Here is a 19,949-nt window from a genome sequence, read left to right on the forward strand (position 1 = left end):
AAGGATGAAAGCTATGAAGAAATGGTGGGTATCCCCTTGGATGCAGCAATTGATTTTTACCGAACGGCCGCAGCGGTCTATGCGATCGTTATTGCGATCCCGATGGTTCTGTGTATTTACTACTCGTTTACGAGCTGGAACGGCATTTCGGGACAAGTAGCATGGGTAGGACTAGAGAATTATAAGAAAATTTTGAGCACGGACAAGCAATTTTACAGTTCGTTTTGGTTCACGTTCCGTTACATGTTAGCGGTCCTGGTGTTTACGAATGTGCTTGGATTTACGTTTGCTTATCTGTTATCGAAGCCGCTGAAGACACGCAACGTTTTACGTACCCTGCTCTTTATGCCCAATGTACTCGGAGGGTTGCTATTAGGCTTTATCTGGCAGTTTATTTTCGTTCAAGGCTTTGCAACGCTGGGCAAAATGACGGATTTCGCATTCTTTAATCTGCAATGGCTGGGGACGGCAACCACGTCTTATTGGGCAATTGTCATTGTCAGCATATGGCAAGGAGCCGGTTATTTAATGGTCATCTACATTGCCGGATTAACGAATGTACCAGCGGATTTAATGCAAGCTGCGGAAATAGACGGGGCTAAGAGCTGGCAAATTTTGCGCCACATCATCCTCCCGCTCATTATGCCAGCGATTACAGTATGCCTGTTTTTAACGATTTCATGGGCGTTCAAGTCGTTCGATCTGAATTTCTCCTTAACGAAAGGCGGACCGTTCCGATCCTCGGAATCGATCTCGATGAATATTTACAATGAAGCGTTTCAAAACAACAACTATGGCCTCGGCACAACGAAGGCTTTCATTTTCTTCATTGTTGTGATGATTGTAACTTCCATCCAGGTGGCCGTGACGAAGAAGAAAGAGGTGGAGATGTAATGAAAAAAAGAACGTATTCATGGGGGCTCCTGATCATCGAGCTCATCATGATTGCAGCAGCGCTATTGTTTCTGGCACCCTTCTATTTCGTTGTCGTCAACTCACTCAAAACGTTCGCGGAAGTGCTTAAGAATTCGGCCAGCTTGCCGCAAATATTACATTGGTCAAACTATATGCGTTCATGGGAGTTTCTTCATTTTCCGAATGCGTTAAAGAATACATTGATCGTTACGGCCTTAAGCGATTTGGGGCTAGTGCTTATTGCCTCGATGGCGGCGTATCGGCTGGTTCGGTTTCCGAATGCTGTGAACCGGATTCTATTTTCCTTATTTTTGGCAGCGATGGTCATCCCTTTTCAAGCGATCATGATTCCACTTATGAAAGTAGCCGGATGGATGCATATACTCAATAGCCTTGGCGGTCTGGTATTATGTTACTTGGGTCTTGGCGTATCGTTTTCCGTGTTTCTATATCATGGGTTTGTGAAATCGATCCCCGTCGAGATTGAGGAAGCGGCTGTTGTCGACGGCTGTACGCCGTACGGTATCTTTTGGAAAATCGTGTTCCCTCTGCTAATGCCGATGACGGTCACGATCATCATTTCCAACAGCCTTTGGTTCTGGAACGATTTCCTGCTGCCGCTGCTGATGATGCAAGACAAACAATTGCAAACGTTGCAAGTTGCGATGAATGCGTTGTTTGGACAATATACCAAACAGTGGGATCTTGCGCTGGCAGCTCTAGTTATGGCCATCGTGCCGATCCTGGCATTTTTCCTGCTGCTGCAGAGATATATCGTGGAAGGCATTTCCGCAGGCGCGGTTAAAGGGTAACGACCTTCTCGTGAAAACAACATAATTATCCACCTTTGAGTCATTCTAATGAGTGTTCGCTAAATAGATGGACGTGTACACTGATAAACAGAAAGCAAATTAACAAAAAGGGGTTGCATTCTAGATGAAGCATGCATTACTGAAAACGGCAGCAATCGCAACGTCGATTGCCATGATTGCCTCCGGCTGCGGTACGGAGAAGAAAGCGGATACCGGCGATGCAGGAAAAACGGCAGCAAGCGGTTCCAAAAAAGAGGTTACGCTTAAAATTATGCACTTCAAGGTTGAACTCGCCGATCAATTTAACAAGATGAAAGAGGAGTACGAGAAGACACATCCGGGTGTGCATCTTGAATTCAATAGTGTCATTTCCGGCGATTATGATGCGGCGTTGAAAGCCAAATTTGCCGGCGGCGAGCTGCCTGACATTTTCGCTAATGGCGGATACGACTCGTTGAACGTATGGCAGGAGCATTTGGAGGATTTATCGGATCAGAGCTGGGTAGGCGACATTCTTGATGTAGCGAAGCAGCCGATTACGAAAGCCGGCAAAACCTACGGGCTGCCGCTGAATCTGGAAGGCTATGGATTTCTGTACAACAAGGAAATGTTCATAAAAGCCGGCATAACAGAACTGCCCAAAACACTTACTCAATTAGAGGAAGCGTCCAAAAAATTGCAAGCTGCCGGATTCACACCGTTCGTTAATCCGTATCAAGAATTGTCGACGCTCGTGCAATTTCTCGGAAATGCTGTTTCCAAGCAACAGCCGAACGGCACGCAGTTTATTCAAGACATGGCTTCCGGCAAAGCCAATGTCGTAGGAAACTCATCGTTTGTAGGTTCCATGAAGCTTATGGATCTTACGCTCAAATACGGCAATAAGACTCCTTTAACGACTGATTATAACAGCGGCGTTACACAGTTTATTACGGGTCAGGCGGCGATGATTCAAGAAGGAAACTGGCTGCAGCCGATGATTGATAAAATGAATCCCGGCATGCAAGTAGGTATATTGCCGATGCCGGTAAGCGAAGATGCTGCGTTCAATGATCGGATTTATGTAAGCCCACCATTTAGTTTTGTCGTGAATAAAGATTCGAAGGTGAAGGAAGAAGCGAAGCAATTCTTGACCTGGTTCGCGACCTCCGATACGGCAAAGAAGTTCATTGCGAAAGATTTCCGCTTCATCCCGGCATTGAAAACGGTTAAAGTGTCGCAAGAAGATGTAGGGCCTATGGGGGCGGATATCGACAAATATATTCAGCAAGGAAAAGTCGATGCCTGGAAATTTTACGAAATGCCAAGTATTATGGCCTCCGCTCAAGACTACATATCCACTTATCAGAAATACGTTGGAAAACAAATGAATGCGGACCAGGTCTTGCAAGAGATACAAAACACATGGAATAAATCGCTTAAAAAATGATTTGCAAATATCATTGTGGTTGCGGAATATGATTACTTGAGTGTAGAGTGTGAGGCTTACGCGAAGAAATTGACACGTTTCGGAGTCGGAACGAAACTGATTCAATACAAAGGGATGGATCATGCTTTTATTGATAAAATTGGCCTATACCCTCAGGCGGAAGATTGCATGGCGGAAATCGCCAAGGAGATCCGACGCATATTTGGATAAATAAATGAAGAACAGCGGTCACATCCCGGCGATATCGGGAAGTGAGCCGCTGTTTTGCTTCACTATATAAAGATTCTGGACTTATCGCATACTTGAATTTGTGTAGTAAAAAGAGTAAAATGAATCTTAAATCTGAAATTTCAGTTCTAGAAAATTATATTGGAATGAGAAAGGGGGAGGGAATGTGTATGAACTTGAGCATACCGAGCTTTCGGAGAAAGTATATCAATTGCTCAAAAAAATGATTTTAAACCGAGAATTTATTGGCGGGCAAAGGTTGGACATGAATGACCTATCGCAGAAAATGAACATAAGTCGTACGCCTCTGAAGGATGCCGTTAACCGTCTAGTACTTGAGGGTTTGATGGAAGTAAAGCCCCGGTCGGGGACATTTGTCACGAGCTTAAAGATTTCGGACATCGAAGAAGTTACTGAAATGCGCTTAATGATCGAGCAGTGGTGTGTGTCTCATTTGACAGAACTGAGAACAAAAGAACTTGTGGTAGCGCTTGAAGATATCCTTGAAAAGTTTAAACGGACATTATCTGTCAAGCCGTTTCCGTTTGAGAGCTTTCTTGAACTTGACGTCAGGTTCCATAACGAAATTGTTCAAGCAGCGGACAATCAGCGAATGCTGGAACAATATAGGTCCATAAACAGCTTTTTGCACGCTGCAAGGATCTACTTCTTTCAAAGCTATGAGAGATCTTTCTCCGGTCACGACGAACACATGGCGTTTGTGCAAGCATTAAAGCGTTATGATTTGCAAGATGCCTGTGCGAAGCTTGAAGAACACATTATGAATAGTAAGATCAGTATGATTGCTCGCTTGCAAGAGAATGGAGGGGCCTTGTAAACAGTTCCCTTTCTTTTTTTAGTAAATCTGAAATTTCACATTATAGATTTCAATAATGAATATAGAGGAGATCAAAACATGAACCAAACAAAGGCAACTTCCATTGCAGGATACGATTTCGATTTCTTGGAGCAAAAATTATATTCAGCGGTTATTGGCGATATTTTGGATGATCTTGGTTACCGCAATCAAACCTTCGGTGCAGGACTCCGCTTGATTGATCCTAATCTGAAAATAAGCGGTCGCTCATTTACCGCTCAGGCTACAAAAGTATTTTCAATCCCAGCAGAGCCTTATAAGTTGCAAATGGAAGCCATCGACTCCGTTTCTCCAGGTGAAGTGTTTGTCGTTTCTACAGGGGCACCTGATGAAGCCGCTTTCTGGGGGGAGTTGATCTCTACAGCTTGCCGTGCACGCGGTGGCAGAGGTGCAATCGTTGACGGTATGAACCGGGATACGGCCAAAATCCTGGAAATGAAATTTCCTTTAGCAGCGAGAGGACAGGTGCCGACGGATTCGAAGGGGAGAGTGGATCTTATTTACTATCAACGGCCGATCGAAATTGATGGTGTTCGAATTCACCCTGGCGATTACGTGTTTGCGGATATCGATGGCATTGTCTTCGTTCCTCAAGATGTCGAGGAGGAAGTGATTAAGAAGTCGCTGGAAAAAGTTGAAGGCGAGAATGTGGTAAGGAAGGCCTTACAGGACGGCATGCTATGTACGGAAGCCTTTAAAACTTTTGGGATTCTTTAAAAAACGTCCAACCTTCTCGGTTCTGAAAGCGTACTTTTTAAACACGTATTTTAAGAGGATCCAGAACTAATTCATTTGATCAATTATAGAGGGGCTGTTGTTATGAAGCTAGGTCTTGGATTATATCGCGACAGATTGACGAAAGATAATTTCAGTTTTGCCAAACAAGCCGGATGTACCCATATCGTTGCCCATCTTGTCGACTATTACAATGGTATCGAAGGCTTGCCTTCTACGGACAAAGACCGCAATATGGGAATAGCGAGACCGAATGAAGATGTATGGTCCTATGAAAACCTGCTCGCATTAAAGAAGTCCATGAATGAGGAAGGTTTAATATTCGAAGCCATCGAAAACTTCAGTCCAGCGGATTGGTACGATATTCTTATGGATGGCCCAAGTAAAAAGGATCAGATCGAACACTTAAAGCAGATCGTCCGTAATGTAGGAAAAGCCGGCATTCCGATTATCGGGTACAATTTCAGCATCGCCGGAGTTTGGGGACATGTGAACCGGGCTATCGCTCGTGGGGAAGCAGTCACGGCTACATTCAACCTTCAGGAAGGACCGGAGGAAACGCCGATTCCGAACGGGCAAATTTGGAACATGACATATGATTTTAACGCACCGAAAGGTTTCATCCCGCCAATTACTTCAGCTGAGCTATGGGAAAGACTGACGTATTTCCTCAAGGAGCTCATTCCAGTGGCCGAAGAAGCCGGCGTCAGATTAGCCGCACACCCGGATGACCCGCCTATGCCGACGATCCGTGGATACGGCCGACTGGTCAACCAGCCTCATTTGTACCAGAAGCTGCTTGATATCGTCCCGAGCCAAAGTAATGCATTGGAGTTCTGTATGGGTACTCTGCAGGAAATGACAGAAGGAAACGTCTATGAAGCGATCGATCAGTACAGCAAACAGAAGGCAATCGGATACGTTCACTTTCGCAATGTAATCGGCAAAGTGCCAAGCTATCAGGAAGTGTTTGTCGACGAGGGAGATATTGATATGATCAAGGCGCTTCGCATCTTTAAGAAAAATAATTTCGACGGTGTTTTTATTCCGGATCATACGCCGCAGATGACGTGCAAAGCTCCGTGGCATGCGGGAATGGCCTATGCATTAGGGTATATGAAAGCCGCACTTTCAATCGTGAATAACGAATAATGGATGGGATGGGATAGTATGTTTACGGACCTGGCTGGAAAAGTAGCGGTTATTACTGGCGCATCGAAAGGGATCGGACGCGGGATTGCTGTCCGATTCGGGCAAGAGAAGATGAAGGTTGTCATTAACTATCATCACGATTCTGACATGGCTGGTAAAGTGGTGGAAGAGGTGAAGGAGGCCGGCGGAGAGGCGATTGCCGTCCGTGCCGATGTTAGCAAAGAAGATGAAATCAAACAACTTATCGAAACCGCCATTGAGACATTCGGAAGTCTGGATGTTCTGGTCAACAATGCGGGCATTCAAACCACCTGTCCATCCCATGAATTAACTCTGGAAGATTGGCACAAAGTGATGGATACGAACTTAACCGGGGCTTTCGTGGGTTGTCGTGAAGCAATCAAGCACATGCTTGCGCACAACATTCAAGGGAATATCATCAATGTGTCGAGTGTGCATCAAAAAATTCCAAAGCCTTTCCATGTTCACTATGCTTCCAGCAAAGGCGGGTTAAGACTGTTGACAGAGACACTTGCGCTCGAATATGCCCCCCACGGTATCCGCGTTAATACGATTGCGCCAGGAGCCATTGCTACGCCAATGAACGAACATATTCTGTCTGACTCGAAGCAGCATGAATCTGTACTTTCGCTCATCCCTATGAACCGTGTAGGAGAACCGAAACAAGTTGCATCGGCTGCAGCATGGCTGGCTTCGGAGGAAGCGAGCTATGTGACGGGAGTCACGCTCTTTGTCGATGGTGGAATGACGCTGTATCCGTTCTTCTTGAAAGGATGATGTGCTAATGGATTTTTATCGTAAACAAAGAAATTATGGTTGTCGTGTTCATGACCAGTATACCTATATGGGAATGAAGACAGTAGTGTTGGAAAATGAAAAAATAAGGCTTTCTATCCTGGTAGATAAAGGTACAGAAATCTTCGAGTTCTTATTGAAAAGCCGAGATTTGGATTTTATGTGGCTCACGGAAAATGGAGTCGATAACCCGAACAGGTATTTGCCGACATCCCCGGATTCCCAGTCCACTTTTATCGACTATTACAGTGGCGGGTGGCAGGAGATCTTCCCAAATGGCGGTGCCAGCAGTTCCTATCTTGGAGCCCAATTTGGCCAGCATGGCGAAGTGGCTCATATGCCATGGACATACACCATCGATATGGATACACCGGAAATGGTTTCCGTGACATTTTCGGTCAAAACAAAGAAAGTTCCATTTAAACTTAGCAAATCTATTACCATTCACGCTAACTCTGCAAAAGTGGACATCAAGGAAGAAGTCGTGAACTTGAGCGAGGTGCCTCTAAGTTATATGTGGGGACAGCATCTGGCCTTTGGCAAGCCATTTTTAGAACCCGGGTGCACGATCCACCTGCCGGAGAACATCAAAGTGATTGCTGACGAGTTGGATATCCCCGAAGATCAATCCTCCGCACGGGTAAAACGTGGCGTCATCCATGAATGGCCGACTGTGGAGGAAATATCCGGCAATATGACGGATTTATCCGTACTTCCGCCTTTGGGGACTTCTTCTGAAATCGTTTATCTGAAAGGATTTGAAGGAACAGGATGGTACCAAGTAGAAAATGAGGGGCTTGGCGCTGCCATTCGCGTGGAGTGGGATGCCGAAACGATGCCGTATTTGTGGTACTGGCAGGAGTTTGGACAAATGACCGAATACCCTTGGTTTGGCCGACACTATAATATCGGCTTGGAGCCTTTTTCCAGCTATCCGACGCATGGTTTATCCGAGGCTGTACGAAATGATACCGCAGGGTTAATTCGTGGGCGAGAGACACAGACATTTACTATGTCCGCAGAGTTATTGGCATTCAGTGGAAAGATTTGAGGTTTGCATAGCCGACTTGTTGGACACATAATAGAAGAAAGAAGATGAATGATCATCTTCTTTCTTTATGTGCGCCACGCATGGCGATTAACTAGGTGGTGAAAGTCCACTGTGGGGGTTTGTAGTTACCAACCACTAGCCAAGAGCAAGGGTGTCCATCGTAAGGTGGAATCTGAAGGAAGCTGGAGGCAAAATTCCGACCCAAGGAACACGAACATTATCAGGCATAAGGTATGGGATGAGTTTGCATAACAAAACGAAGTCCAATAACTACACGGACATACCAATGTAAATGATGTGGGTACATGGAAGGAAAGTGAATCGTCTTACCGTGGGAGATCTCATGGACGTGAGAGGATCATTTCGAATCACGGTTGAAATAAGATTTATCATGAGAAGTCAGCAGAGGCCATAGTACCTGATGTAGTCGACGATATGAGGGAAGGGCTGAACCTTAGGAGGTGTTAGTCAATGAAAGTTACCAATACAGGAATAAAGGGCAGCCAACTTCGAGCAGAAGGCTCCAAGCAGAAAGATAATGCGGAACATGAAGGATATGCGGGAGTGCACAATCCTGAGAGGATAACTGAAACAGGCAACACCAACGCAAACGAGTCGAAGAAGGGACTACTTGAGGAAATCGTGAGCAGAGACAACATGAACCAAGCGTTCAAAAAGGTCAAAGCGAATAAAGGCTCTCATGGTATCGACGGGATGAAAGTAGATGAACTTCTGCAATATCTCAAAGAGAACGGAGAGAACATCAGGCAGTCCATTCTGGACGGAAACTATCGTCCGAATGCCGTTCGAAGGGTAGAAATACCGAAAGAGAACGGAAAGAAAAGAAATCTAGGAATCCCGACCGTCGTGGACCGAGTTATCCAGCAGGCAATTGCCCAAATACTTACACCCATCTACGAGAAGCAGTTCTCAGAGAACAGTTTCGGATTCCGCCCCAAGCGGAGCACACACGATGCCATCAGGAGAAGTCAAAATAACATAGAGGAAGGATACAAATATGTAGTCGACATGGACCTAGAGAAATACTTTGACACGGTTAACCAAAATAAGCTCATCGAAGTGCTATCGAGAACCATCAAAGACGGGCGAGTCATTTCACTCATACATAAGTATCTGAGAGCTGGCGTCATCGTGGAACATCGCTTTGAGGAATCCGAAGTTGGCGTGCCGCAGGGCGGAAACTTAAGTCCAATACTGAGCAACATCATGCTAAACGAGCTGGATAAGGAGTTGGAAAGCCGCGATCATAAGTTTGTGCGATACGCGGACGACCTTCTCATCTTTTGCAAAAGTAGAAGGAGCGCCGAGCGGACACTAGAGAACATTCTTCCTTTCATCGAGAAGAAGTTATTTCTCAAAGTGAATCGGGAGAAAACGGTAGTGGACGAGGCGACGAGAGTCAAATTTCTTGGATTCTCATTCTATCCGCGAAATGGAGAAACAAGGGTCAGAATTCACACGAAATCCATTGCAAAGATGAAAGCTAAAATAAAGGAGCTTACATCCAGAAGTAATGGAGTAGGAAATGAAGATCGTGTGGAGAAACTTAGACGCTACATAATGGGATGGGTCAACTATTTCAAAATAGCCGACATGAAGAAACTGCTCCAAACTACGGACGAATGGATGAGAAGGCGAATCCGCATGATCTACTGGAAACAATGGAAACGAGTGCAGACAAAGTTCGCAATGTTGCAATTACTCGGAATCCAGAAACAGAAAGCATGGGAGTACGCCAACACAAGAAAGAGCTATTGGAGAACCTCCAATAGCCCAATCCTCAACAAATCCCTCGGAAATAACACGATCAAAGGACTCGGATTCTTATTCTTTTCAGATTATTATCGACAAGTCACTGCGTAAACTTAGGAACCGCCGTATACCGAACGGTACGTACGGTGGTGTGGGAGGTCGGCTATTCAATTAATGGGTAGCCTCCTACCCGATTTCGTTATACAAGAAAGAACTTACATGAAAGCGGCGTGAAGAAATTATGATCGGAAGTATTCCATTCAGACCGCGCTCATGGTCAACATTTTTGTCATTGTCATCGTTCACCACTTCTCGACTCTAGTAGCCTAATTGTCAAAAGGAACTCTCATTGGAAGGAATATTCTAACCAAGATTGAGTCCTTTTTTTGCTTAGTGCACGCTTTAAGATCTTGCAAACTTATTAAGTTTTGATGAATGCCATGCTGAACCAAATGTATGTGATAAAATATGCAAAGGAAAATCGAATGTAAAGGTGAGGAAATGTCAAAAAAATTCAGGCATTATAGAGAAGGTATTAGAAAATCATTTATCATTTATGCGATTATTCCGGTCGTCATTATTACTTTAGCCAGTTATTTACTTTCGTTTTCCAGTCTTTACAGGACGATTGTTTCACGGAACTATAGGTACAATGTCCAAATAGCGGATACAATAGGAAACATTATAGGTACTTACCAGAATCAAGCGGATTATTTCTCAAAAGATGGAGGTATGCAGGATTACCTGGAGTTGAATTTTTCAAACAGTAAATTATACAGTTCATTTTACGATTTAGTAAATAAACTGGATACAAAAGCGAATTTCTTCGTGTTTGACGATAAGCTGAAGCCTTTAATACAAAGCTCGGATCATATCCCTGAATATGCCCAAGGCGAAGCTGCTTCCATGTGGGGACCCATTCGAAGAATGCTGGATACGCCAGAGAAGGTCATTCTAGCCAGGCAACCTGCTTCTACTGCCGACAGTCCAAGCTTGACAGTAGGTAAAGCGATAGTAAAGAAAGATCGTGTTATCGGATATATCACCTTTGACTTTAACAAAAGGGACCTAGTTAATCTGATCAGCAAAAATTTCTCGACGAGCGTCGTTATAACTGACAAGTTCGGGTATGTAATTGCTTGCACGAATGAATTGTTAGTCAACGAATTAGGGAAAATCGATATGAATTTCAGAGACAAATCTGGCGTTGTCGGATCAAAGGATGACAGCCAATATGTTACAAGAACGGAAATTCTAGATGCGGAAATTAGTATTTATACTCTCACCTCCATCGGTTACTTTAGATCGATGCTTATTTTGACAGGCGTGCTATTAAGTTTGCTTTTTGGCATGTTGACCTTGACAACCTACTTATCGGCGAGAAAAATTGCTGACAGTAAGACCAAGGTCATTGATGACATAATTAGAGCGATTGAGCATGTTCAAAACGGTAACTTGGAAACCCAACTTAAGGTCAATACAAATGATGAGTTTCAGGTTTTTGCAGAAGCTTACAATCAGATGCTTGGCGATATCAAGAACTTGATTGAAGCGAACAAGGAAAAGGCCCGACAAAATGTATTATCCGAAATTAAACAGCTTGAGTCCCAATTTAATCCTCACTTCCTGTTCAATACGCTAGAAACGATTCGTTATATGGTAAAAATGAACCCTTCTTCCGCCAGTACGATGATAGTCGTTTTATCTAACTTGTTAAGATACAGTATCAACAACACCATTACAGAGGTGAATCTGGGTGACGATGTCGAGTATACCAAGAACTACCTGTTCATTCAAAAATACCGATTTGGAAATAAATTCGACTATGAGATCCATGTGGATGAAGCCGCCTTGGACTGTATTGTTCCCAAGCTCATTGTTCAACCGATCATAGAGAATGCAATCATGCACGGCTTTGCAAATCGTCAATCCTTGACAGTACAGATTAAGGCGGCCATTAGTGAGGAGACCCTGATCGTAATCATTAATGATGATGGCGAGGGGATGGAACCGAAAGTACTGCAAAAAATCAGACATATCCTGGATGGAAATATAAACAATTCTTCCCATATCGGATTGTATAATGTCCATAGGAGAGTGCAGCTCATATATGGCGAAAAGTATGGGGTAGACTTATCAAGCGAGCATCATGGCGGAACTGTCGTCAAAATTACATTACCGGTTAGCAAGGGGGGGATCGAACGTGCTGAGAGTGGTCATCGTTGAAGACGAGGAAATTATTAGAAAAGGGCTTGTATACACCGTTGATTGGCTGTCTATGCAATGTACGGTTGTAGGAGATGCCGAGGACGGAGAGAAAGGACTCCAATTGATCGAGCAGCATCGACCCGACTTGGTGATTACAGATATCAGGATGCCTGTCATGAATGGGATAGAAATGGTGGAGCAAGCTTTGAGAATATATCCGTTCCAAAGCATAATTCTGACCAGCTATTCCGAATTCGAATATGCCAAGCAGGCTATTTCATTGAAGGTGTTTGAATATTTATTAAAGCCTGTGGATGAAATGAAGCTTGCAGAAGTTATCGAGAATATCAATCGCAACAACAGGCAAGGCAAGGTTTATGACGACATCATCACGAACACGATTGGCCATACCCATCTGATCGAGTTGGATGGATATCTTTTAGCCGAACAAAAACAGAATAATTATGTCAGTGAAGCGATTCGCCGAATCAAAAGTGATTATCAGCAAAAGTTGAGCATCGAGACTATTGCGGATGAACTGGGAGTCAGCCCGAGTTATTTGAGCCGTAAATTGAAAGAAGTTACTTCCCAGACTTTTCTGGAGATCCTTAATAAATACAGGATTCAGAAAGCTGTAGAACTGCTGGCCACAGGTAACTACCGGATATATGAAATATCTGATATGACAGGCTTCAGTGAATACAAGCACTTTTGCAATGTGTTCAAAAAATATACAAACACATCTCCCACAGATTTTATGAAGTCCAGTAACCGGGTAGTCGTTAAGAAGTCACGTAAGGAAGAGAATTATCTCATATAAGTTCATTTTTAGGGATAGTTGTATTTTTTCTCGTATTGTTCTTTGTATTTCAATTCATTAACATGGACATGTAATATGAATTTTAATACTAGGAGGAACGGAATGATGAGGCTAGCCAAAGGGTACAAGAAGGGATTGAGTGAAGCATGAGATATAGTTATCATATGCATTCCTGCCATTCTGACGGTACAGACACCCCGGAACAATTAATCAACCTTGCCCAAATATATGGAATAGATGCGGTAGCATTAACTGACCACGATACTGTTGATGGGGTAGAAGCCTTCATGAAGGCTGCTGCAGGAACGAATATTGAAACAATACCCGGTGTAGAGATTTCATCTCGCATTGGTCAAAAGCACGTACATATTCTTGGTTATGGTATAGACATAAAAAACACAGCGTTACTAGAATTGTTGGATGATTTAACTGCAAAAGCTACAGAATACACTAAGTATACTTTTGAAATATATATAGCTCATAAGTACGGCTATTCTTGGGAACAAGTGTTGAACCATAATCGAAAGAGAAAAGGGTTTTACCTATCAGATGTATTCTCTGCAATGTTGAAGGATGGATTGTTTAGCGGTTGGGAGCAATACCCGGGTTTTGTTAATTATTGTTTCAAATTCGTAGAACAGGAATATTCTGCTCCGATTGAAAATAGCTTCGATGTTATTAAAAAAAGTGGCGGAAAAGTTTTTCTGGCGCATCCTAAACTAATGAAGCTGAGCCTGGATGAAGAATTAAATATGTTTAAGCAAATGAAAGATCTTGGGTTAGACGGCATCGAAGCGTATTATCCTGAACATTCTCCCCAAGAATGCAATTGGTATGAACTTTGTTGCGAGAAACTAGATTTGAAAGTATCTGGTGGAACGGACTGGCATGGAAGGGCGCGCCTGAAATCCCCTCTATATTTTGTTGGTAATGTTCATGTAGTTTGATTGGAAGGTAAAGACAGCATATGCGGGGAGTAACTCTTGCATATGCTGTCTGTTTTGATATTGGCCGAGTGCATTTCCTGCAAAATGTATTTCTCCAAACAAGTTCATTTTTAAGGATATTTGTACGATATTTTCGGATTGTCCACCTAGCATTAATTCAATAAGATAGAGATGTAATACATAATGATTACTTGGAGGAACGGGAATGAAGAAGACTTTCGGATTGTTATTAACATCTTGCATGATTCTGCTGAGTGTTGGATGCACAAGCGCAACGTCAAGCAGTACGAATGCACCTGCTAAGACGGGTTCTGACGTAAAGAGTGCAAGTGCAAGCCCAACTAAGGAAGATGCAAAGAGCGAGACATCAAAGTCACTTGTCGTTTATACAGCAGCAGCTACAGATGTCATGAATATTGTGATTCCTGAATTTGAAGCCAAAACGGGGGTTAAGGTTGAAGTCGTTACAGCTGGTACAGGAGAGCTTCTTAAGAGGATCGAAGCCGAACAGGCAAAACCCCTCGGTGATATTGAATGGGGAGGCACAGTGTCTGTTATAGCTCCAAAACAGCAGTTGTTTGAACCATATAAATCAGTGAATGAAAGCAATTTAATTGAATCGTCCAAAAACACTGAAGGAATGATTACCCGAAACAACATTATTCCGATGGTGCTTCTGGTGAACAAGAAGCTTGTCGGCGATATCAAGATTGAAGGCTATGCGGACCTTCTCAACCCGAAGCTGAAAGGTAAGATAGCATTTCCTGATCCTGCCAAATCATCAACCGGCTTGACTCATATCGAAAATATCTTACAGACCATCGGAGCGGGAGATGAGAATAAGGGCTGGGATTACATCAAAAGCCTAACCAAGAATCTTGACGGAAAGCTTCTTGCAAGTTCCTCGGCAGTACCAAAAGGGGTTGCTGATGGCGAATACGTTGTTGGATTTACTCATGAAGAGTTAGCATCCGCTGCGGTCAGACAAGGCTCTCCGGTTGAAGTTGTCTATATGAAAGAGGGCGCTATCGTATCCCCTGGTACTGTACAGATCATTAAAGGCGCTAAAAATATGGAAAATGCCAAAAAGTTTGTTGATTTCCTGACATCCAAGGAACTGCAGTCCCTTACAGCAGCGAAACTCAATATGCGCGCTTCAAGGGCTGATGTTCCTGCACCAGCAGGATTAAAGCAGGTTTCAGAATTCAAGATCGTTCCAGAAGATCTGAAGTCGGCACTAGCTAACAATCAGGTATGGCTGGATAAGTTTAAAGAGGTTTACACAAGCAATTAATTGAAATCCAGAACTCCATCACGATAGGAACTAGAATTGTTATACAGGCCTGTGACACTTGTGTTACAGGCCTGTATAGCAAAGGAGGAAGTTAAGTGAGCGTAGCCATACAAGTTAATAAAGTTGTTAAGAAATATGATAACGGCAAAATGACCATCATTCCGGGACTTTCGGTTGATATAAAGAACGGCGAATTCTTCACACTTCTTGGACCGTCCGGTTGCGGTAAAACGACATTGCTGAGAATGATTGCGGGTTTTAACTCGATTGAGGCGGGAGAGATCCTTTTTGACGACCAAGTAATCAACGATATTCCGGCCCATAAGAGAAACATCGGTATGGTATTTCAGAATTACGCGATATTCCCGCACCTGACGGTTCAGCAAAATGTAGAATACGGCTTGAAACTAAGAAAACTCCCCAAAGCAGAGTTGCAGAAAAGAACGGAAACAATTATGAAGGTTGTACAAATCGATCCATACAAAGAAAGGCTTCCGGAGAAGCTTTCCGGGGGGCAGCAGCAACGTGTGGCGCTGGCAAGGGCTATTGTCATTCGCCCTAGTGTTCTTCTAATGGACGAACCACTTTCGAATCTGGACGCCAAGCTGAGGATTGACATGCGAACTGCGATTAGGGATATACAAAGGGATGTGGGTATAACTACTGTCTATGTAACCCACGATCAAGAAGAGGCCTTGGCCATATCCGATCGAATTGCAGTCATGAAGGAAGGCGTGATTCAGCAGGTTGGAAAGCCAAGAGATATATACACCCGTCCAGCCAATATATTCGTAGCGAGCTTCATTGGCCATTCCAACTTCTTTAAGGGAACGATTAAGCTGAATGGAAACGAAAAACGTATCACGTTCAAGGACGGCTATTCTATACCTATGCATAACTTGGTTGATGATGTGACAGATGGGATGAACATCATGATTGCGATCAGACCCGAACAATTTTCTGTTGCACAAAGCGGCTTGGAAGCAGTAATTAGCAAAAGCACTTTCCTGGGCCAATATATCAATTATCAGGTAACCTTCCGGGACAATATGACGGCAGATGCGGGATTGTCCTGCGAATTCGTCCAAGACTTGAGCCAAATGGACAATTTCTATGAGTTAAAGGATAGGCTCTATCTGGCTCCAAAGGGTGAACAAATTAACGTGTTTACCGAAGACGGAGAACGGAGCTTAATCAAGGAAGTGAGAAAATATGACTAGATTCAAGTTTAGGTTTAATTTCTGGACAGCCATAACCTTGGGAATAGCCATCGTATTAGCCGTTTTCCTCATCTACCCTTTATTCTCCTTACTCGTGAGCGGTTTTGAAAATTCGAAAACTGGAGCATTTACATTTCACAATTTTATTAAGTTTTTCCAGAAAAAATATTATTATCGCGGGCTTATTAACAGTTTTATGATTAGCAGCTGCGTAACCTTTCTTGCGGTATTAATCGGCGCCCCTTTGGCCTATCTCATGACGGCATACAAGGTTAAAGGTAAAAAATTAATTGATATCCTGATTATCATCTCGATGTTGTCACCGCCATTTATCGGAGCGTACTCTTGGGTGATTTTATGCGGTCGTAGTGGTGTGATCACGAAATTCTTTCAAGCTTTGGGGATCCAGTTTCCCAGCATATATGGCTTTGGAGGGATGCTGCTTGTACTGACTTTGAAATTATACCCTTACATCTATCTCTATGTGTCTGGAGCCTTGAAGAAGGTTGATGAATCACTCAGCGAAGCTGCCGAAAGCTTGGGATGCAATCCAGTTAAGAAAGTTTTTACTATCATCCTGCCGTTGATTGCTCCAACATTGTTGGCCGGTTCCCTGTTGGTCTTTATGAATGCTATCGAGGATTTCGGCACCCCGATGCTTATAGGAGAAGGCTTTAATGTAATGCCGGTTATGATCTATTCCGAATTTATCAGCGAAGTGGGTGGAGAGGCAAATTTTTCAGCGGCAATGGCTATCATTATGGTGCTAATAACAGTCGTATTGTTCATTGGACAAAATTATATAATCAATAAAAAATCTTTTGCAATGAGTTCCTTGAGACCGATAAAGCCAGTTGCATTAAAAGGAATTAAAGGGATATTGGCCCATGTAGCCATTTATATCGTCGTGTTCCTTGCTATTATCCCTCAGTTGACCGTCGTGGTGACATCCTTCTTGGAGACGAAAGGCACCCGGTTTCTAGCGTCTTTATCCCTGGACAGCTACAGATCGGTCTTTCGAACACTATGGCAATCTGTAACCAATACTTACATTTTTGGATTAATAGCCATATCCATTATTGTGTTATTGGGAATGTTCATAGCTTATATATCAATCAGGAAGAAGAATCTGTTAACCTCGGTGATTGATACGGTTACGATGTTACCGTATATTTTGCCGGGTTCTGTAATTGGTTTAACCCTTCTTCTGGCTTTTAACAAGAAGCCGATTCTGCTGAGCGGAACGGTCATGATTCTGGTCATAGCTTATATTGTAAGAAAGCTTCCCTATACGCTTCGATCCAGCGCAGCCATTCTGTACCAGATCAGTCCCAGCATTGAAGAGGCATCCATCAGTTTGGGATGTTCCCCCGTGAAAACCTTCTTTAGGATTACGGCGTTCATGATGCTGCCGGGTGTGCTTGCCGGGGCGATCATGAGTTGGATAAGCGTCATTAATGAATTAAGCGCGTCAATTATCCTTTATACCGGCAGCACCAAAACGTTGTCCGTTGCCATATATGCGGAGGTAATCAAATCAAGTTACGGAACGGCTGCAGCGATATCCAGCATCCTTACGATCACAACGATTATATCTTTATTGATTTTCTTTAAATTGACAGGGAGTAAGTCTGTCAGCGTGTAATGATCTGAGGCAACCAGACGTCTATACTATCGGAATTGTCGCGAGCCTAGAGGGCCAAGTAGGAAGAGGTCGCATAGCTTACTTGGACCATGGGGTGCCGCCAACAAAACGCGCATTTCTCGCCTAGTAAAAATTGGGAATTGCAGACTACCTGAATCTGTGATAGATATTCTTTGAGAAAAGAAGATATTTGAGCAGTATAGAAAAGTAAACATTTCTAAACTTCACCTTCGAGGTGCAATATGAAAATCCAATTCGTGCATTCCGAGCGCTTACCGTAAGCTAAGAGCAAAGGTATCTGCTCCTTTTCTCCTGACTCTTTTGTTCTATTCGTTAATAAAACCTTTACCTGGAATTAAGATTACTCCAACAATAGTCAGATATCATATAAATATATCTTTATATTTATATATTTATATATTTATTTGAGATACAAAAAAACAATGAAAGGAAGGTATGTAACATACAAAAAGTAGGGAATTTTTTGATTGTTTCTTTGTTCTCTAAAAGAAACGTTCCGAAATGGTAATATTAGCGAATCTATCTCCATACCGCAAAGTAAAAGCAATTTAATGAAAACCAAACTGTTTTATTTGGAGGAGAAATAGGATGAAGAATAAGAGATTGCGTAATAAATTGGCCATTGCCGCCTTAGCCACATTCGTAATGGGAACAGGAACCGCTTATGCCGCCTATAATAAGTTAGCAGGACCCCAGATAGATGGCACTGCCTACACACCCAACGGCTGGCGAGTGACGCCTGTGGGCGTACAAAAGCCTGCGGGCTTCTTCCCGGCTAATGCCGTGCTCTCACCTGACGGTAAAGCGGTTTTGGTTCCAGACATTATCAAAAATGGCAACAACAATCAGACGGTGCAGGTGTTGGACGCCAAGGACGGCGGCCTCATCCAGGAGGTTGAGCTTACCGGATCGGGTAAGGGGGTGGCACCCGGTCTAGCTTTCAGCCACGATGGCAGTCACGTGTACCTGGCGACGGCGAACATGAACTCGGTGGTCGTCTTCGGTTGGAATAGCGGCACCAGTAAGCTGGCGCTCCAGAAAACGCTGGCGCTGCCAAGCGGTACGTACCCGCAGGGTGTGGCGGTCGCACCGGACGACAAGACCGTGTATGTGTCCGGCCAGTATAAGAAAACGCTCGTCGCGGTAGACGTCGCCTCGGGCAAGACTGCGCAGGCACCAGCGGGTGACTTCCCGTATGGCGTGGCATTGTCGGCAGACGGGCACACGGCCTACGTCAGCAATCAGGGCGAGAATACGCTGTCGGTCTTCTTCGTTGACGGGCTCACGCTTACCCCGCAAAGCAGCAAGCTCACCGTCGGCACCCACCCGAATAGCGTACTGCTGGACGCGAAGCGGAACCGGTTGTACGTCGCCAACGGCGACAGCGACTCGGTGTCCGTAATCGACACGGTGAGCAACGTAGTCGTGAACACGATCTCGATGGCCCCGTACCCGGGTGCGCCCTCGGGCAGCTCGCCGACCAACATGACCCTGTCGCCTGACAGCGGCACGCTGTACGTCACCAACTCCGGCAACAACGACGTTGCGGTGGTAAACGTCTCTGACCAAGGCGAGTTCGGCCGGATCAAGGGACTCATCCCGACCGGCTGGTATCCAACTGGCGTGCAGGTCACGCCCGACGGCAAGCTGCTCGTTACCAGCGCCAAGGGATTGGGCACCGGGCCAAACGGTACAAACAATACTTACATCGAGCGGCTGCTGCAGGGCTACCTGTCGGTCATCCCGACGCCGAGCGAGTCCCAGTTGACGACGTACACCCGGATGGTGCGAGAGAACAATGGATTCGATCAACATGGCAAGGTGACTGGGTTCGATAAGCACTTCAAGGGGCCCGGCACGATCATACCGCGGAGCCCGGTGAAAGCTCGCCAATCAAACACATCATCTATATCGTCAAGGAGAACCGTACCTATGACCAAGTGCTTGGTGACCTCAAGAACGCCGATGGCACGCCACGTGGCAACGGCGACCCGTCACTGACGCTA

General features: G+C 44.3%; 17 protein-coding genes. All 17 read left to right on the forward strand.

The genetic code is table 11. The features are described from left to right. The first annotated feature begins 36 nt into the window (after window positions 1-36). The 17 genes from ACBP55_RS11195 (at window position 37) to ACBP55_RS11275 (ending at window position 19,944) form a co-directional block, all read left to right on the forward strand. Entirely contained in the window at window positions 37-894 is an 858-nt protein-coding gene (locus ACBP55_RS11195) for a carbohydrate ABC transporter permease (protein ID WP_464651540.1), read from the forward strand. Further along, window positions 894-1,727 carry a carbohydrate ABC transporter permease gene (locus ACBP55_RS11200; protein WP_464651542.1) on the forward strand — a complete coding sequence of 278 codons (834 nt, stop codon included), beginning with the start codon at window positions 894-896 and terminating at the stop codon, window positions 1,725-1,727. The genes ACBP55_RS11195 and ACBP55_RS11200 overlap by 1 nt, the downstream gene beginning before the upstream one ends. Before the next feature lie 124 nt (window positions 1,728-1,851). Further along, window positions 1,852-3,156 (forward strand): ABC transporter substrate-binding protein, encoded by a 1,305-nt coding sequence (locus ACBP55_RS11205; protein ID WP_464651544.1) that lies wholly within the window; start codon window positions 1,852-1,854, stop codon window positions 3,154-3,156. A 15-nt stretch (window positions 3,157-3,171) separates the two neighbouring features. Then, window positions 3,172-3,366 (forward strand): alpha/beta hydrolase, encoded by a 195-nt coding sequence (locus tag ACBP55_RS11210; RefSeq protein ID WP_464651545.1) that lies wholly within the window; start codon window positions 3,172-3,174, stop codon window positions 3,364-3,366. A 184-nt stretch (window positions 3,367-3,550) separates the two neighbouring features. Beyond that, complete coding sequence (locus ACBP55_RS11215; RefSeq protein ID WP_464651547.1) at window positions 3,551-4,222, forward strand: GntR family transcriptional regulator; 672 nt, start codon at window positions 3,551-3,553, stop codon at window positions 4,220-4,222. 78 nt (window positions 4,223-4,300) lie between these two features. Next, window positions 4,301-4,978 (forward strand): RraA family protein, encoded by a 678-nt coding sequence (locus tag ACBP55_RS11220; RefSeq protein ID WP_464651549.1) that lies wholly within the window; start codon window positions 4,301-4,303, stop codon window positions 4,976-4,978. Window positions 4,979-5,080: 102 nt separating this feature from the next. After that, window positions 5,081-6,148, forward strand: a complete 1,068-nt coding sequence (locus ACBP55_RS11225; protein ID WP_464651551.1) for a mannonate dehydratase — start codon at window positions 5,081-5,083, stop codon at window positions 6,146-6,148. A gap of 18 nt (window positions 6,149-6,166) precedes the next feature. Next, window positions 6,167-6,946 carry a glucose 1-dehydrogenase gene (locus tag ACBP55_RS11230; protein ID WP_464651552.1) on the forward strand — a complete coding sequence of 260 codons (780 nt, stop codon included), beginning with the start codon at window positions 6,167-6,169 and terminating at the stop codon, window positions 6,944-6,946. A 7-nt stretch (window positions 6,947-6,953) separates the two neighbouring features. Continuing rightward, on the forward strand, window positions 6,954-8,015 hold the full coding sequence (locus ACBP55_RS11235; protein ID WP_464651554.1) for an aldose 1-epimerase: 1,062 nt from the start codon (window positions 6,954-6,956) through the stop codon (window positions 8,013-8,015). A gap of 471 nt (window positions 8,016-8,486) precedes the next feature. Beyond that, entirely contained in the window at window positions 8,487-9,899 is a 1,413-nt protein-coding gene (gene ltrA, locus ACBP55_RS11240) for a group II intron reverse transcriptase/maturase (RefSeq protein WP_464644332.1), read from the forward strand. 390 nt (window positions 9,900-10,289) lie between these two features. Further along, window positions 10,290-12,014 carry a cache domain-containing sensor histidine kinase gene (locus tag ACBP55_RS11245; RefSeq protein WP_464651555.1) on the forward strand — a complete coding sequence of 575 codons (1,725 nt, stop codon included), beginning with the start codon at window positions 10,290-10,292 and terminating at the stop codon, window positions 12,012-12,014. Beyond that, on the forward strand, window positions 11,992-12,816 hold the full coding sequence (locus ACBP55_RS11250; RefSeq protein WP_464651557.1) for a response regulator transcription factor: 825 nt from the start codon (window positions 11,992-11,994) through the stop codon (window positions 12,814-12,816). Before ACBP55_RS11245 ends, ACBP55_RS11250 begins: the two co-directional genes overlap by 23 nt. Before the next feature lie 146 nt (window positions 12,817-12,962). Then, window positions 12,963-13,763, forward strand: coding sequence for a PHP domain-containing protein (locus tag ACBP55_RS11255; RefSeq protein WP_464651559.1), 801 nt, complete (start codon window positions 12,963-12,965; stop codon window positions 13,761-13,763). 205 nt (window positions 13,764-13,968) lie between these two features. After that, the gene (locus ACBP55_RS11260; RefSeq protein ID WP_464651560.1) at window positions 13,969-15,057 is read left to right on the forward strand and encodes an ABC transporter substrate-binding protein; all 1,089 of its coding nucleotides are present in this window, start codon (window positions 13,969-13,971) and stop codon (window positions 15,055-15,057) included. A 95-nt stretch (window positions 15,058-15,152) separates the two neighbouring features. Further along, window positions 15,153-16,277, forward strand: a complete 1,125-nt coding sequence (locus ACBP55_RS11265; RefSeq protein WP_464651562.1) for an ABC transporter ATP-binding protein — start codon at window positions 15,153-15,155, stop codon at window positions 16,275-16,277. Beyond that, the gene (locus ACBP55_RS11270; RefSeq protein ID WP_464651563.1) at window positions 16,270-17,922 is read left to right on the forward strand and encodes an ABC transporter permease; all 1,653 of its coding nucleotides are present in this window, start codon (window positions 16,270-16,272) and stop codon (window positions 17,920-17,922) included. The genes ACBP55_RS11265 and ACBP55_RS11270 overlap by 8 nt, the downstream gene beginning before the upstream one ends. 609 nt (window positions 17,923-18,531) lie before the next feature. Next, window positions 18,532-19,944 carry a YncE family protein gene (locus ACBP55_RS11275; protein ID WP_464651564.1) on the forward strand — a complete coding sequence of 471 codons (1,413 nt, stop codon included), beginning with the start codon at window positions 18,532-18,534 and terminating at the stop codon, window positions 19,942-19,944. The last annotated feature ends 5 nt before the right edge of the window (window positions 19,945-19,949 follow it).

The sequence above is a fragment of the Paenibacillus sp. WG02 genome, from assembly GCF_055396115.1.

What these genes read in the sequence shown, in the direction of transcription:
- ACBP55_RS11200 (WP_464651542.1), top strand. Translation starts at nt 894, where the DNA reads ATGAAAAAAAGAACGTATTCATGGGGGCTCCTGATCATCGAGCTCATC.
- ACBP55_RS11205 (WP_464651544.1), top strand. Translation starts at nt 1,852, where the DNA reads ATGAAGCATGCATTACTGAAAACGGCAGCAATCGCAACGTCGATTGCC.
- ACBP55_RS11220 (WP_464651549.1), top strand. Translation starts at nt 4,301, where the DNA reads ATGAACCAAACAAAGGCAACTTCCATTGCAGGATACGATTTCGATTTC.
- ACBP55_RS11225 (WP_464651551.1), top strand. Translation starts at nt 5,081, where the DNA reads ATGAAGCTAGGTCTTGGATTATATCGCGACAGATTGACGAAAGATAAT.
- ACBP55_RS11230 (WP_464651552.1), top strand. Translation starts at nt 6,167, where the DNA reads ATGTTTACGGACCTGGCTGGAAAAGTAGCGGTTATTACTGGCGCATCG.
- ACBP55_RS11235 (WP_464651554.1), top strand. Translation starts at nt 6,954, where the DNA reads ATGGATTTTTATCGTAAACAAAGAAATTATGGTTGTCGTGTTCATGAC.
- ltrA (WP_464644332.1), top strand. Translation starts at nt 8,487, where the DNA reads ATGAAAGTTACCAATACAGGAATAAAGGGCAGCCAACTTCGAGCAGAA.
- ACBP55_RS11245 (WP_464651555.1), top strand. Translation starts at nt 10,290, where the DNA reads ATGTCAAAAAAATTCAGGCATTATAGAGAAGGTATTAGAAAATCATTT.
- ACBP55_RS11255 (WP_464651559.1), top strand. Translation starts at nt 12,963, where the DNA reads ATGAGATATAGTTATCATATGCATTCCTGCCATTCTGACGGTACAGAC.
- ACBP55_RS11260 (WP_464651560.1), top strand. Translation starts at nt 13,969, where the DNA reads ATGAAGAAGACTTTCGGATTGTTATTAACATCTTGCATGATTCTGCTG.
- ACBP55_RS11270 (WP_464651563.1), top strand. Translation starts at nt 16,270, where the DNA reads ATGACTAGATTCAAGTTTAGGTTTAATTTCTGGACAGCCATAACCTTG.
- ACBP55_RS11275 (WP_464651564.1), top strand. Translation starts at nt 18,532, where the DNA reads ATGAAGAATAAGAGATTGCGTAATAAATTGGCCATTGCCGCCTTAGCC.